We start from the raw sequence: 13,558 nt of genomic DNA on the forward strand, positions 1-13,558 counted from the left end.
ACCCGGGAATGCCCTGTGTGGTGGGTGTGATGACCCGAGGATGAAAGAGGAACCTATGGCGGTGTTACAAAAACTGAGAATAATGCGAAAAGGGGTGGTGCCGTTACTGATTGTGCTGGGGGCGGTGGCCCTGTTTGCGATTTTGAAAATGACCAAACCGGCCCAACCACCGGTTCAGGTTCAGGAAAAGGTGTGGCCGGTGACGGCCATGACGGCCCAGTCGGAAAGCTTGGCACCGGTGATTTCGCTATTCGGCACGGTCGAGTCCAATGCATTGGTCACGGCGGCGGCACCGGTGGCCGGCGTTGTCGCAAGCCTGCCGGTCAAAGAAGGCCAGTCTTTTCAGAAAGGCGATTCCCTGGTCGCGCTGGCGGAAGCGGACATCGAATTGCCGTATCAGATTGCTAAGGCGGATGTGGCCGATACCGAGGCCGAATTGCGTATCCAAGGCCTGTTGTATGAAGCGAATCGTAAGCGCCTGGATAAAGAAAAACGCGTTCTGAAAATTAAACAGAATGACGTGGAGCGTAACGTTGAATTGATTAAAAAGGACTTGGCCTCCAAATCGACGGTGGAGAAAACCAAAGAAGCTTTGGTGCGACAAGAATATACCGTGGTCGGTGCGCAACTGGCGGTTGAGGAAAATAAAGCCAAGGTCGCCCAATTGAAAGCGCGCTTGGAAAAGGCGCAGGCGAATTTGGCGCAAGCGGAAGTGAACCGTGAACGTGGGCGGCTGGTGGCACCCTATAACGGGCGGGTCGCTAAAGTCTCGGTCTCGGAAGGTGATCGTGTGGCCGCCAATTCACCGATGGTGTCGTTCTATGGATTGGATACGCTCGAACTGCGGGCCAAAATTCCCGGTTTTGAGTTGGACAAAGTTTACGACGCGCTTGAAGACGGCGTCACCCTGGAAGCTGAGTTAAAGCTGAACGGGCAGGTGTATAAATTGCCACTGAAACGTTTGGCCGGGGAAGCGACGCCGAGCGGTTTGGACGCTTTTTTTGCCGTGCCGACGACGGTTAAAACCGCCAGGCCTGGTGATTTGTGGCAGGTGAATCTTTATGGTCGGCCTGTGCCGAATGTGATGGCGGTGCCCTATTCAGCTGTGTATGGTGCGGACCGAATTTACACGATTGTTGATAATAAGCTGAAAAGTATGACGATTGAAAATCTCGGTGAAGTCATGGTGGATGGCCATGTTTGGGCGATGATTCGCGGGGATTTCCCTGATAACACTCAGGTGGCGATTACCCATTTGCCGAATGCCATCAACGGTTTGAAAGTGTTGGTGGTGGAATAGATGTCGCATATTACCCGTCCGGAAGAGCATCCAGAGGATTATTCGGGGTATCACCCGCATAAAAATCGCTTTAAGTCGCACGGCTTTATCGGGCTTTTTGCCCGCCATAAAGTGGCGCCCAACCTGATGATGATTGTCATGATTTTGCTGGGTTTGGTGGCGTTAATGAAACTGAATGTTCAGTTTTTCCCGAATTTTGAACTCGATTATGCGACCGTGAGAGTGGTGTGGCCGGGGGCGAATGCCGAGGATGTGGAGACGTCGATTACCGATCCGATTGAGCGGGTGATTCGCAATATTGATAACCTGGACGAAATGACCTCCACGTCCGCTTTGGGAATTTCGTCGATTACCCTGAAGTTCAAGGAAGGCACCAATATGATCGAAGCGGTCGATCAGGTGAAGCAGAAAGTGGATGAGTTGCGCAACTTGCCGCAGGACTCGGAAACCCCGATGATCAGCCGCGTAATCCGATATGAGATGGTGGCGCGTTTATTGTTGATCAGCGATAACGGTGACTTAAGAGAGTTGCGTCACCTGGCACGTCAATTTGAGCGTCAGTTGCTGGACCAAGGCATTGATAAGGTCGATTACGTTGGGATGCCGGAAGAGGAAATGGCGGTGGAAGTGCCGCAGCAAGCCTTGGAAAATTATGGCTTGACCATGCAAGACATTTCCAGCCAGTTAGCGGGCATGAGCCGAGATTTTCCGGCTGGCTCGGTGGGCGATGACGACAGTGTGCGCGATTTGCGGGCCATCAAACAAGGACGAAGTGAAGTGGACTTCGAACGCTTGCCGCTGGTGGTGTCCGATACCCAGAATGTTCTGTTGGGGGACATCGCCAATATCGAGCGTCGCCCGAAAAAGAATGCGCCCATCATTATGGTAGAAGGGCACCCTGCGATAGAAATGAAACTGCAACGCGCCGAGTCCGGTGATACGTTGAAGTCGTCAAAAATCATGCAAGACTGGCTGGCGAAAACCGAACCGACGTTGCCGAGCGGTATTCAGTTGAAAGTGTATGACGAAATATGGGCACTGGTGAACGAGCGGATCATGTTGTTGCTGAACAACGGCGTGGGTGGTTTGATTCTGGTGATTCTGATTCTGTATTTGTTTATGAACGGTCGGGTGGCCTTCTGGGTGGCGGTCGGGATTCCGATTTCGTTTATGGCGACGCTGATGATCATGTATCTGCTGGGCGGTAGCATCAATATGATCAGTTTGTTCGCTTTGATTATGGCCTTGGGGATTATCGTTGATGACGCCATCGTGGTCGGTGAGGACGCGCTGGCCCATTATGAAATGGGCGAACCGGCGCTGCAAGCCGCCGAAGGTGGCGCGCACCGGATGCTGGCGCCGGTCACGGCGTCGTCCATCACCACGGCGGCGGCATTTGTGCCTTTGATGTTGATTGGAGCCGAAATCGGGAACATTCTGTTTGCGATTCCGCTGGTCATTATTGCGGTGATTATGGCGTCGCTGTTGGAAAGTTTTGCGGTGCTGCCGGGGCATTTACGCCATGCCTTTAAAAAGATTCAACCGCCGAAAGAGGGTTCTTTCCGTTATCGGCTCGATAATGCGATTGACCATTTTCGTGAAGTGCAATTCCGGCGCTTAACGCGTTGGGTATTGTCGCATCGTGCCATTACCTTGGCTTCCACCTTAGCGTTGATGATTTTTGCCATTGGTTTGCTGGCCGGTGGGCGGATTGCGTTTGTGTTTTTTCCGTCGCCGGAATCGACGCGTTTGTTGGCGGATGTGCGTTTTGTGGCCGGAACGCCGCCAGAGGTGACAGCGCGCTATGTGGATAACCTCTATCAGGCGTTGCTGGAGACGGAGCAAGCTTTGGAACCGGGCATCGTTAAAACAGCAGTGGTGCATCATAACGAAACCAATAACGGGGAAACCGGGGCTAACTTCGGGGGCATTAATATCGAACTGGTGGAGTCGGATCAGCGTGAAACCCGTAACCCTGAGTTCATCAAGGTGTGGCAGGAGAAAGCCGGAAAAGTCCCAGGTCTGGACGTTTTGTCCATTGAAGCACCGCGTAACGGTCCGCCGGGAAGCGATATCGAAGTTCGCTTTTGGGGCGCGAATCCGAGCGTATTGAAACAAGCATCGCTGGATTTACAACAGGTGTTGTCGCAAATTCGCGGCGTGTCGGGGGTGAAAGACGATTTGCCGTACGGGCGAGAACAGTTGGTTTATGAATTGACGCCGCAAGGGCAGGCACTGGGCTTTACCTATGCCTCGCTTGGGCAGCAATTGTCGGATGCCTTTTCCGGACGGTTGGCGCAAATTTTTACCGATGGTGAGGACGAAGTAGAGGTTCGGGTGCAGTATCCGCGTGGCGAGCAGGCTAAGTTGGCGACGCTGGGGAGCATGCAGGTGATGACGCCGGACGGGCAAAGTGTGCCGTTGAGTTCGGTCGCGAAATGGAAAAACAAGCAAGGTTTTGATGCGGTGCGTCATGTGGATGGCCGGTTGACGATTACGGTTAAGGCGGAAGTGGATAAAAGTGTGAATAACGCCAATCGCATTTTGGCACAGCTAGAAGAAACCACGTTGAAAACATTGGTGGCGCAATACGGATTGAGTTATTCGATGGAAGGGCAGAGTGCCAATCAGGCCGAAACCATGGGCGATATGAAAATCGGGTTGCTGATCGGGTTGGCGACGATTTACATAGTGTTGGCTTGGGTATTCGCATCCTATGGCTGGCCACTGGTGGTGATGATGGCGATTCCGTTCGGTTTGATCGGTGCGATTATGGGGCACTGGGTGCTGGGCATCGATATGACGATTTTATCGTTGTTTGGTTTTTTCGGTTTGTCCGGCATTGTGGTTAACGATTCGATTATTTTGGTGAGTTTCTACAAGCGGCTTCGTGAAGAAGGCATGGCGATTAATCAGGCGTTGGAGGAAGCGGTGGTGCAGCGGGTTCGAGCGGTGTTTCTAACCTCGCTGACAACGATTGCCGGTTTGACCCCCTTGCTGTTTGAAACGTCCTTGCAAGCGCAGTTTTTAATTCCGATGGCGGCGTCCATTGCCTTTGGGTTGATGTTTTCGACCTTATTGATTTTGTTGGTGATTCCGGCGACCTTGTCGCTGTATGAAAATTTCCATGACGGGTGGCGGGCTCGAAAGCAGGCCGCCGTTGAGACGGCCTAGAAAGTCCTGTTTCAGCCAAATGTGGGTTATTCGCCTTGGAACCCCGGGTTCCAAGGGTGGTCGCAACGAATCAAGCCGTCTTCAATTGGGGGCGTTTCAATCGCCCCGTCAAAGGCTTTCCAGGCATTGAACCCCCCGGCCAGGTTGATTACATTGGTATAGCCCATCTGTTTCATGGTGTAAGCGGCCAGTGCGCCGCGCCCGCCGGCTTGGCAAAAAATAATCCAGGGCTGGTTCAGGTCCGACAACTCCGATTCATGTCCTTCAAAACACATATCGCACTTGGGTTCCAGAATACCTCTGGGAATATGCAGAGACATGGGGATGGTGCCGTCAAGGTATTCCGCGGCTTCGCGGACATCGAGGGTTTTGTAGCCTTGCGCCCGATAGTCTTCAACCTGGTCGCAAGTGATTTCATTAATATTGGCTTTGGCCGTTTTTACGAGGTCTTTCAGTCTGAGAGGCATAGCGAACTCCTTGTTTGAAAAGAGAAAACGTCAAGCCATTTTGATTCTAGCATAGATTTTAAGGGATTTATTTTGGGTTGGAGCGCCTTTCATAAAACTTTCAAACAGCCTGGTGCAAATCAAAAGCATCATATACTCCAAGCCGCCTATACGGTTGTTTTATTAGGTTTTGCGTGAAGAAATAGTGAAAAAAACCAATTTTTTTCAGTGCTTATTTCTCCGCTGAAAGATAAGAAAACTTGATGATTTTGTCATTTTGAGAGAAAATGTTCGTCCAATTTTGCACTTGTCACTTTCAAAAAGGGTCAAAAAGGCCAAAAATTTAAAGTGAATAAGGACACCGAATTTTTATAACTTGAGGGAAGTTGCCAATGTCAACTCGTAGAGAACTAGCCAATGCGATCCGTGTGTTGAGCATGGATGCCGTCCAAAAAGCCAAGTCTGGTCACCCAGGCGCGCCGATGGGGATGGCTGATATCGCCGAAGTCTTGTGGAATGACCACATGAAGTACAACCCGACCAATGCAAACTGGGCCGATCGCGATCGTTTCGTTTTGTCGAATGGTCACGGTTCCATGCTGATTTATTCATTGTTGCATTTGACTGGGTTTGACCTAGGAATGGAAGACATTAAGCAGTTCCGTCAATTGCATGCTAAAACAGCCGGGCACCCGGAATACGGTTATGCCGAGGGTATCGAAACCACGACCGGTCCTCTAGGACAAGGTTTGACAAACGCGGTGGGTATGGCGATTGCCGAACGCACTTTGGCGGCGCAATTCAATAAACAAAACCACGACATCGTGAACCACTATACCTATGTCTTCATGGGTGACGGTTGTTTGATGGAAGGTTTGTCTCATGAAGCGGCGGCCATGGCCGGTACTTTGGGTCTTGGTAAGCTGGTCGCTTTCTGGGATGATAACGATATTTCCATCGACGGTCACATTTCTGACTGGATGGAACGTGATGTCGCGGGCCGTTTTGAATCTTACGACTGGCACGTGATTCGTGACGTTGACGGCCACGATGCCGATGCGATCGATAAAGCCATCCGTGAAGCCAAGTCCATTAACGACAAACCAACGCTGATCTGTACCCGTACGACAATCGGTTTCGGTTCGCCAAACCTGTGTGGTACGCACGACTGTCACGGTGCCCCTTTGGGTGACGAAGAAATTAAGTTGACGCGTGAAAACCTAGGTTGGGAACACGAGCCGTTTGTGATCCCGGAAAACGTATATGAAGGCTGGGACCACAAAGCGCAGGGCGCGAAAGAGGAAGCGGAATGGAACGCTAAGTTTGAAGCGTATCGTGCTGAATTCCCAGAATTGGCGGCGGAATTTGAACGTCGCATGGCCGGTGAATTGCCAGCGAACTTTGAAATGGAAATGGATAAGTTTATCGCTAAAACGCAAGACGAGATGCCAAACATCGCTTCACGTAAAGCGTCTCAAAACGCGATCGAAGCGATGGGACCGATTTTGCCTGAAATGTTCGGCGGCTCCGCTGACTTGACCGGGTCTAACTTGACGAACTGGTCTGGCACCGTGAAAGTGAATCATGCGAATCCAAACGGTAACTACCTGTCTTGGGGGGTGCGTGAGTTTGGTATGGCGCACATGATGAACGGGATGGTTCTGCACGGTGGTTTCAAGGTTTACGGCGCTACTTTCTTCATGTTCATGGAGTTCATGCGTAATGCCTTGCGTATGTCGGCCTTGATGAAAATCGGTACGATTTATGTCTTCACACACGATTCCATCGGTTTGGGTGAAGATGGCCCAACACACCAACCGGTCGAACAAATGGCGACGATGCGTGTGATTCCAAACTTCCAAACATGGCGTGCGTGTGACGCGATTGAGTCGGCTGTGGCTTGGAAACTGGCGGTTATGCGTGGTGACGCACCGACTGCATTGGTTTTCTCTCGCCAAGGTTTGACGCCAATGGAGCGTACGGCTGAGCAAGTGAAAAACATCGAAAAAGGTGGTTACGTACTGAAAGATTGTGACGGTACACCAGACATCATCTTTATTGCGACCGGTTCTGAAGTTGGTTTGGCGGTTGAGTCTGCTGAAGCCATGGATGCAAACGTGCGTGTTGTTTCCATGCCGTCAACGGATGCGTTTGACGAGCAGGATCAAGCTTACCGTGATTCCGTGTTGATTCCAGGCGTTAAGCGTGTTGCGATCGAAGCCGGTGTGGCGGAGTCTTGGTACAAGTATGTTGGCCTGGACGGTGATTGCGTTTGCATGAAAACCTTCGGTGAATCTGCTCCAGCGGGTGAGCTGTTCAAAGAGTTCGGCTTCACTGTTGAGAAGGTGGTGGCCACCGCGAACAAGGTTCTTGGTAAATAACCCATTTCATTTTTTACCAGGCCTGGCTGGTTTGCCGGTCGGGTCTGGCGTATTTTAGGAGTAAATAAGAATGACTATTAAAGTTGGTATTAACGGTTTTGGCCGTATCGGTCGTATGGCTTTCCGCGCAGCAGCAAAAGATTTTGCAAATATTGAAGTTGTTGCAATTAACGATCTTTTAGATCCTGAATACCTAGCTTATATGCTGAAGTATGATTCTGTTCACGGTCGTTTTGACGGAACAGTTGAAGTGAAAGACGGTAACTTGGTTGTGAACGGTAAAACCATCCGCATCACCGCTGAGCGTAACCCAGCTGACCTAGCGTGGTCTGATGTAGGTGCTGACCTAGTCATCGAATGTACTGGTTTCTTCCTAACTGAAGAGTCCTGTCAGGCACATATCGACGCCGGTGCGAAAAAAGTGGTTCAATCCGCGCCTTCTAAAGACCACACGCCAATGTTCGTTTACGGTGTTAACCATGAAGAATATGCTGGTCAAGCAATCGTTTCTGCCGCTTCTTGTACAACTAATGGTTTGGCGCCAGTGGCGAAAGTCTTGAACGACAACTTCGGTATCAAGCGTGGTCTGATGACAACTGTTCATGCGGCAACCGCCACTCAGAAAACCGTTGACGGTCCTTCTATGAAAGACTGGCGTGGTGGTCGTGGTATTCTTGAGAATATCATCCCTTCTTCTACTGGTGCAGCGAAAGCGGTCGGTAAAGTATTGCCAGCGTTGAACGGTAAGTTGACGGGGATGGCTTTCCGTGTACCAACGTCTGATGTGTCAGTTGTTGATCTAACGGTTGAGCTTGAAAAAGACACTTCTTATGACGACATTTGTGCCGCGATGAAGAAAGCGTCTGAAGGCGAAATGGCGGGTGTACTTGGTTACACTGAAGAAGCCAATGTTTCAACTGACTTCCGTGGTGATTCTCACCCATCCATCTTTGACGCTAAAGCAGGTATCGCACTAGATCCTACTTTCGTTAAAGTCGTTGCATGGTATGACAACGAGTACGGTTATACCTGTAACATGATGCGCGTTGTTGAGCACGTAGGAACGCACTAAGCGTCATTCGTGACGGTAAAGGCCGGGTTCTCTGACCCGGTCTTTTATTCATTTTTCTTGTCGGCATTGATTCAGTGCGGAAAAGAAAAATGAATTTTTGACAATCGAATGCGCTTTTCCCGAGTGAAAAGTGTTTTTAAACTTTAAGAAAGAGGACTGAATATGTCTGTAATTAAAATGTCTGACTTGGACTTGGCTGGAAAGCGAGTATTGATTCGTGAAGATTTGAACGTTCCGGTTAAGGATGGAAAAGTGACTTCTGATGCGCGTATCCGTGCATCTTTGCCAACCATTAAAATGGCGGCGGAAGCCGGTGCAAAAGTCATGTTGATGTCTCACTTGGGGCGTCCGACGGAAGGTGAATATGCAGAAGAGTTCTCTTTGGCGCCGGTTGCAGCCGATTTGTCTGCAAAGCTAGGCAAAGAAGTGCGTTTGGTTAAAGACTACCTTGACGGCGGCGTTGATATCGCGGAAGGCGAAGTGGTTTTGTTGGAAAACGTTCGTTTTAACGTCGGCGAAAAGAAAAACGACGAAGCTTTGTCTCAAAAATACGCGGCTTTGTGTGACGTTTACGTCATGGATGCATTCGGTACGGCGCACCGTGCGCAGGCGTCTACACATGGTGCGGGCGCTTTCGCTGGCACGGCGTGTGCCGGTCCTTTGTTGGCGGCGGAATTGGACGCGTTGGGTAAGGCATTGAATAACCCAGCACGCCCAATGGTCGCGATTGTAGGTGGCTCCAAAGTTTCCACTAAGTTGACCGTGCTTGAGTCGCTGTCTGAAAAAGTGGATCAATTGGTTGTGGGTGGCGGTATCGCCAATACCTTCATCGAAGCGGCTGGTTATAATGTTGGTAAATCGTTGTCTGAAAGCGACTTGGTACCAACCTGTAAAAAGTTGAACGAAATCATGGAAGCTCGCGGCGCTGCGATTCCATTAGCGTCTGATGTTGTATGCGGTAAAGAATTCTCCGAATCGGCGGCGGCGGAAACGAAAGCCGTTGCGGATGTCGCGGATGACGACATGATTTTCGATATCGGCCCGGATTCGGCCGCTGAATTGGCGAACATCATTAAAAACGCTGGCACGGTTGTCTGGAACGGTCCTGTGGGCGTCTTCGAATTCGACCAGTTTGGTGGAGGTACCAAAGCGATTTCCATGGCGATTGCCGAGTCGTCCGCTTTCTCCATCGCGGGTGGTGGGGATACGCTGGCCGCGATTGATAAGTACGACATCGCCGATAAAGTTTCTTATATCTCAACCGGCGGCGGTGCTTTCCTAGAGTTCTTGGAAGGCAAAAAACTACCGGCTGTTGAAATGCTGGAAAAAGCGGCACAAAAATAAGCCGTAACTCTTTAGGCCAAGCAAAGTGGCTTGGCCTTTTATGTTTGATATTTTAATTTAACCATTCATTGACGCTTCGTAATTGAAAGGTGAGAGGATGCCTCGGTAAATGAATTTTGACCCGGTGATGGGTCCCCGATCAGGGAAGTTTATTTCGCGAGTCATCTTGCTTTCTGTCGAGACGCAATGAGACGTTTGAGGATGATAAAGTTTATGCCATCGAGTTTAAGAAGAACAAAAATTGTTGCGACCTTGGGGCCGGCAACGGATCGTGAAGGCGAATTGGAAAAAATGATCCAGTCCGGTGTGGACGTTGTGCGCATTAATATGTCGCACGGTAACGCCGAAGATCATATTATCAGAGCGAAAAAAGTACGCGAGTTATCCGCCAAAATGGACCGTGAAGTTGGTGTTTTGGTGGATTTGCAAGGGCCGAAGATTCGTATTGCGCGTTTCTCCGAAGGCAGCATTTATTTGGAACCGGGCGATAAGTTCGCACTGGATAACGATGTTGATCCGACGGCCGGTAATCAAAAAGAAGTCGGGTTAACCTATAAAAGCTTGCCTTACGACGTTAAATCCGGCGATCGTTTGTTGCTGGACGACGGACGAGTGGTGCTGGACGTCGAAAGTGTCGAGGGCGAGCGCGTTAACTGTATTGTTGTTGTGGGTGGTAAGCTGTCCAACAACAAAGGCATTAACCTGCTGGGCGGTGGGTTATCCGCATCCGCTTTGACCGAAAAAGACAAAGAAGACATTTTGACCGCGGCGGAAATTCAGTGTGACTATCTGGCCTTGTCTTTTCCGAGAAGCGCCGAAGACGTTGAGTTTTGTCGTTCGTTAGCTGAAAAAGCCGGGTTGGTGTGTAGCATCGTTTCCAAAATTGAGCGTGCCGAAGCGGTTAATGATGATTTTACCTTGGACAGCATTATTCTGGCGTCGGATGTCATCATGATTGCCCGTGGTGACTTGGGGGTCGAAGTTGGTGATGCTCAGTTGCCGGCCCTGCAAAAGAAAATGATTAAGCGCGCCCGTCAGTTGAACCGTATTACCATCACGGCGACTCAGATGATGGAAACTATGATTGAGAACGCGATTCCAACGCGTGCCGAAGTCTTTGACGTGGCGAATGCCGTTATGGACGGAAGTGATGCTGTCATGCTGTCCGGTGAAACCGCCACAGGCCATTCTCCGAGTTTGGTTATTAAGACCATGTCCGACATTGCGCATGAAGCTGAAAAATCACGTAGTACACGTGAATCGACTCACCGTATTGATGAATCCTTTACCGCAATTGACGAAACCATCGCGATGTCGGCCATGTATGCCGCCAATCACTTTGGTGTGAAATGCATTGCCGCCTTGACGGAATCGGGTAATACGCCATTATTGATGTCCCGTATCAGTTCGGGGATTCCGATCATTGCTTTGACGCCGCATTTGGAAACGCGTCGTAAAGTCACTTTGTATCGTGGGGTTTACCCAACCAGCGTTGATTACAGCGACTTGACGGATGATGAGGTGAAAAACGAAATTCTGGATGAGTTGAAACAGAAAGGTGTCGCTAAAACGGGCGATCTGATTATCGTGACGCGTGGTCAATCACGCGGTTTGATGGGCGGCACCAACCAAATGGAAATCGTTAAGATTCCATAAGATAAAGCGATAGAAAACCTTAAAAACCAAAACTTTATTAAGCTTTTTAATGAAAAGAAAGCTTGTTAGAATACAACGATTGATTTTTTAAACTAATAGAGGAGTCTCGCACATGGCGATGATTACACTTCGTGAACTAATGGACTACGCGGCAGAAAACAACTTCGGTATGCCGGCGTTTAACGTAAACAACATGGAACAAGTGCGTGCAATCATGCGTGCTGCGGACAAATGCAACTCGCCAGTTATCCTTCAAGGGTCGGCTGGTGCGCGTAAATATGCCGGCGAACCAATGCTGCGTCACCTGATTGAAGGTGCGGTTGAAATGTTCCCACACATTCCAGTTGTTATGCACCAGGACCACGGTTCGGATGAAGGTGTTTGTCTGCGCGCGATTCAGTCTGGTTTCACATCCGTTATGATGGACGGTTCTTTGATGTCTGACATGAAGACGCCAGCGTCTTACGAATACAACCGTGACATCACGGCCGCCGTGGTTAAAATGGCACACGCGGGTGGTGTAACGGTTGAAGGTGAGCTAGGGTGCCTAGGTTCTCTAGAAACCGGTATGATGGGTGAAGAAGATGGTCACGGCTCTGATGAGAAGCTTGACGCTGACGCGCTGCTAACGGATCCGGAAGAAGCGGCACAGTTTGTTAGAGAAACGAACGTTGACTGTCTAGCGGTTGCTGTGGGTACGTCTCACGGTGCTTACAAGTTCACGTCCAAGCCTTCTGATGATGTACTACGTATCGATCGTATCCGTGAAATCCACGAGCGTATTCCTGATACGCACATCGTAATGCACGGTTCTTCTTCTGTTCCAGAAGAATGGTTGGAAACCATCAACAACTTCGGTGGTGACATGGGCCAAACTTACGGTGTGCCTGTTGACGCCATCGTTGAAGGTATCAAATACGGTGTTCGTAAAGTAAACATCGATACCGACTTGCGTATGGCTTCTACCGGTGCGGTTCGTCAGCACTTGGAAGAAAACAAGTCTAACTTTGACCCACGTAAGTTCTTGAAAGCCGCAGAAGATGCCATGATGGGTATCTGTGAAGCGCGTTTCGAAGCGTTCGGTTGTGCCGGTCACGCCGATAAGATCAAGTCTCTTGGTCTGGAAGAAATGCAAGCTCGCTATGCAAACGGTTCTTTGGATCAGCGCGTTAAGTAAGTTAAACGCAAAGATTCAAACTCGAAAAGCCCGACTTTGATCGGGCTTTTTTTATGTCTGCCCAAAAGTGAAGGGAGAAATGCAATGTGTATTGGAATTGGGCTCGCCTTGGCGTTTTTGCTGTGGTTTTACAGTGATGCGATGTTATCGGAATACGGGTTAACCGAGCAGATAGGGACAACCAGTATTGTGGTCGCGAATGGTTGGGAAATCGTTTGGACGCTGTGGCCACTGGCGTTGCTGTTTATGGTGCTGGGTGGGGTCTTGGTGCTGCTGTTTTTGAAGGTTCGCGGAAGGCTGTCAGCAAAACGTTAAAGCTGGCCTTGGTAACCATGATAGGGCGTGTGGGCGCAGGGATAAGAGACCAGCGATTGCAGGTCGGTGAAATTTTCCGGGTCGGCGTTGTCGGACAGGTCGTTGAGCACGATTAAGGCAATCGTTTGATTCGCCGCTTCCAAGGCCCGGATCGTCAGTAAGGCATGATTCAGGCAGCCCAGTTTATTGCCGACGACGAGAACAACCGGCAGGCCTAAACGTTCAATTAAGTCCAGGTTATTCCCATCGGGCGTAAGCGGTGAATAAAGGCCTCCCGCGCCTTCCACCAACCGAAAGCGGCCTTTCGGTGCTTGGCAGGCCTCTTCCAATTCATTCAGTCCAATCGGTGAATCGGCTTGCGAAATGGCACGGGCCGGTGAGATCGGGGGTTCAAAGCGATAAGGGCATACGGTTTCCAAGTCGTCCGGTGTCTGACTGGCGCGGTGTACCGAGTCGGCGTCTTCTGATAGCAGGTGACCGTCCGGTTGCGGAAGACAACCGGAGGCAATTGGCTTTCTGGGCGAAATGAGCAGGCCTGGTCGTTTTTGCAATAGATATTCCGCGATGCGGCAGGTGATGTAAGACTTGCCGATTTCCGTGTCGGTGCCGGTAATGAAGAAACCGTCCGGCGCGGCCGGGTCGGTTGCAGTCAAAAAAGCGTCGGCATAAGGAAGCAGTGCGCGGAACATCAGT

The 13,558-nt window shown here is 50.3% G+C and carries 10 protein-coding genes; 8 read left to right on the plus strand and 2 right to left on the minus strand.

The features are described from left to right. Nucleotides 1-55: 55 nt before the first annotated feature. Together AC0KH7_RS01150 and AC0KH7_RS01155 are read left to right on the plus strand one after the other, a co-directional pair. Entirely contained in the window at nt 56-1,300 is a 1,245-nt protein-coding gene (locus AC0KH7_RS01150) for an efflux RND transporter periplasmic adaptor subunit (protein WP_472369955.1), read from the plus strand. Next, a complete protein-coding gene (locus AC0KH7_RS01155) occupies nt 1,301-4,474 on the plus strand; it encodes an efflux RND transporter permease subunit (RefSeq protein ID WP_472369957.1) in 3,174 nt (1,057 codons plus the stop codon). It begins immediately after the preceding gene. Nucleotides 4,475-4,500: 26 nt separating this feature from the next. Here the strand turns inward: AC0KH7_RS01155 and AC0KH7_RS01160 are convergent, their stop codons facing one another. After that, nucleotides 4,501-4,941 (minus strand): rhodanese-like domain-containing protein, encoded by a 441-nt coding sequence (locus tag AC0KH7_RS01160; RefSeq protein ID WP_051673534.1) that lies wholly within the window; start codon nt 4,939-4,941, stop codon nt 4,501-4,503. A gap of 371 nt (nt 4,942-5,312) precedes the next feature. Here AC0KH7_RS01160 and tkt point away from each other — a divergent pair, with 371 nt between their 5' ends. From tkt to AC0KH7_RS01190, 6 genes are all read left to right on the plus strand, one after another. After that, nucleotides 5,313-7,301, plus strand: a complete 1,989-nt coding sequence (gene tkt, locus AC0KH7_RS01165; RefSeq protein ID WP_472369959.1) for a transketolase — start codon at nt 5,313-5,315, stop codon at nt 7,299-7,301. Between the two features lie 70 nt (nt 7,302-7,371). Further along, nucleotides 7,372-8,373 carry a type I glyceraldehyde-3-phosphate dehydrogenase gene (gap, locus tag AC0KH7_RS01170; RefSeq protein ID WP_472369961.1) on the plus strand — a complete coding sequence of 334 codons (1,002 nt, stop codon included), beginning with the start codon at nt 7,372-7,374 and terminating at the stop codon, nt 8,371-8,373. 162 nt (nt 8,374-8,535) lie between these two features. Continuing rightward, on the plus strand, nt 8,536-9,717 hold the full coding sequence (locus AC0KH7_RS01175; protein ID WP_472369963.1) for a phosphoglycerate kinase: 1,182 nt from the start codon (nt 8,536-8,538) through the stop codon (nt 9,715-9,717). 213 nt (nt 9,718-9,930) lie between these two features. Beyond that, a complete protein-coding gene (gene pyk / locus AC0KH7_RS01180; RefSeq protein WP_472369965.1) occupies nt 9,931-11,373 on the plus strand; it encodes a pyruvate kinase in 1,443 nt (480 codons plus the stop codon). 112 nt (nt 11,374-11,485) lie between these two features. Next, nucleotides 11,486-12,550, plus strand: coding sequence for a class II fructose-bisphosphate aldolase (fba, locus tag AC0KH7_RS01185; RefSeq protein ID WP_472369967.1), 1,065 nt, complete (start codon nt 11,486-11,488; stop codon nt 12,548-12,550). 84 nt (nt 12,551-12,634) lie between these two features. Beyond that, nucleotides 12,635-12,865 carry a hypothetical protein gene (locus AC0KH7_RS01190; RefSeq protein WP_472365096.1) on the plus strand — a complete coding sequence of 77 codons (231 nt, stop codon included), beginning with the start codon at nt 12,635-12,637 and terminating at the stop codon, nt 12,863-12,865. On the opposite strand, the gene bioD is transcribed toward AC0KH7_RS01190, so the two are convergent. After that, the gene (gene bioD, locus AC0KH7_RS01195) at nt 12,862-13,554 is read right to left on the minus strand and encodes a dethiobiotin synthase (protein WP_472369969.1); all 693 of its coding nucleotides are present in this window, start codon (nt 13,552-13,554) and stop codon (nt 12,862-12,864) included. The genes AC0KH7_RS01190 and bioD overlap by 4 nt on opposite strands. Between the last annotated feature and the right edge of the window lie 4 nt (nt 13,555-13,558).

It is taken from the genome of Hydrogenovibrio sp. (assembly GCF_965140365.1).
Taxonomy (GTDB): domain Bacteria; phylum Pseudomonadota; class Gammaproteobacteria; order Thiomicrospirales; family Thiomicrospiraceae; genus Hydrogenovibrio.

Excerpts from the sequence above, each read along its gene's own strand:
- AC0KH7_RS01150 (WP_472369955.1), top strand. The coding sequence starts at position 56 with ATGGCGGTGTTACAAAAACTGAGAATAATGCGAAAAGGGGTGGTGCCG.
- AC0KH7_RS01155 (WP_472369957.1), top strand. The coding sequence starts at position 1,301 with ATGTCGCATATTACCCGTCCGGAAGAGCATCCAGAGGATTATTCGGGG.
- AC0KH7_RS01160 (WP_051673534.1), bottom strand. The coding sequence starts at position 4,941 with ATGCCTCTCAGACTGAAAGACCTCGTAAAAACGGCCAAAGCCAATATT.
- tkt (WP_472369959.1), top strand. The coding sequence starts at position 5,313 with ATGTCAACTCGTAGAGAACTAGCCAATGCGATCCGTGTGTTGAGCATG.
- gap (WP_472369961.1), top strand. The coding sequence starts at position 7,372 with ATGACTATTAAAGTTGGTATTAACGGTTTTGGCCGTATCGGTCGTATG.
- AC0KH7_RS01175 (WP_472369963.1), top strand. The coding sequence starts at position 8,536 with ATGTCTGTAATTAAAATGTCTGACTTGGACTTGGCTGGAAAGCGAGTA.
- pyk (WP_472369965.1), top strand. The coding sequence starts at position 9,931 with ATGCCATCGAGTTTAAGAAGAACAAAAATTGTTGCGACCTTGGGGCCG.
- fba (WP_472369967.1), top strand. The coding sequence starts at position 11,486 with ATGGCGATGATTACACTTCGTGAACTAATGGACTACGCGGCAGAAAAC.
- AC0KH7_RS01190 (WP_472365096.1), top strand. The coding sequence starts at position 12,635 with ATGTGTATTGGAATTGGGCTCGCCTTGGCGTTTTTGCTGTGGTTTTAC.
- bioD (WP_472369969.1), bottom strand. The coding sequence starts at position 13,554 with ATGTTCCGCGCACTGCTTCCTTATGCCGACGCTTTTTTGACTGCAACC.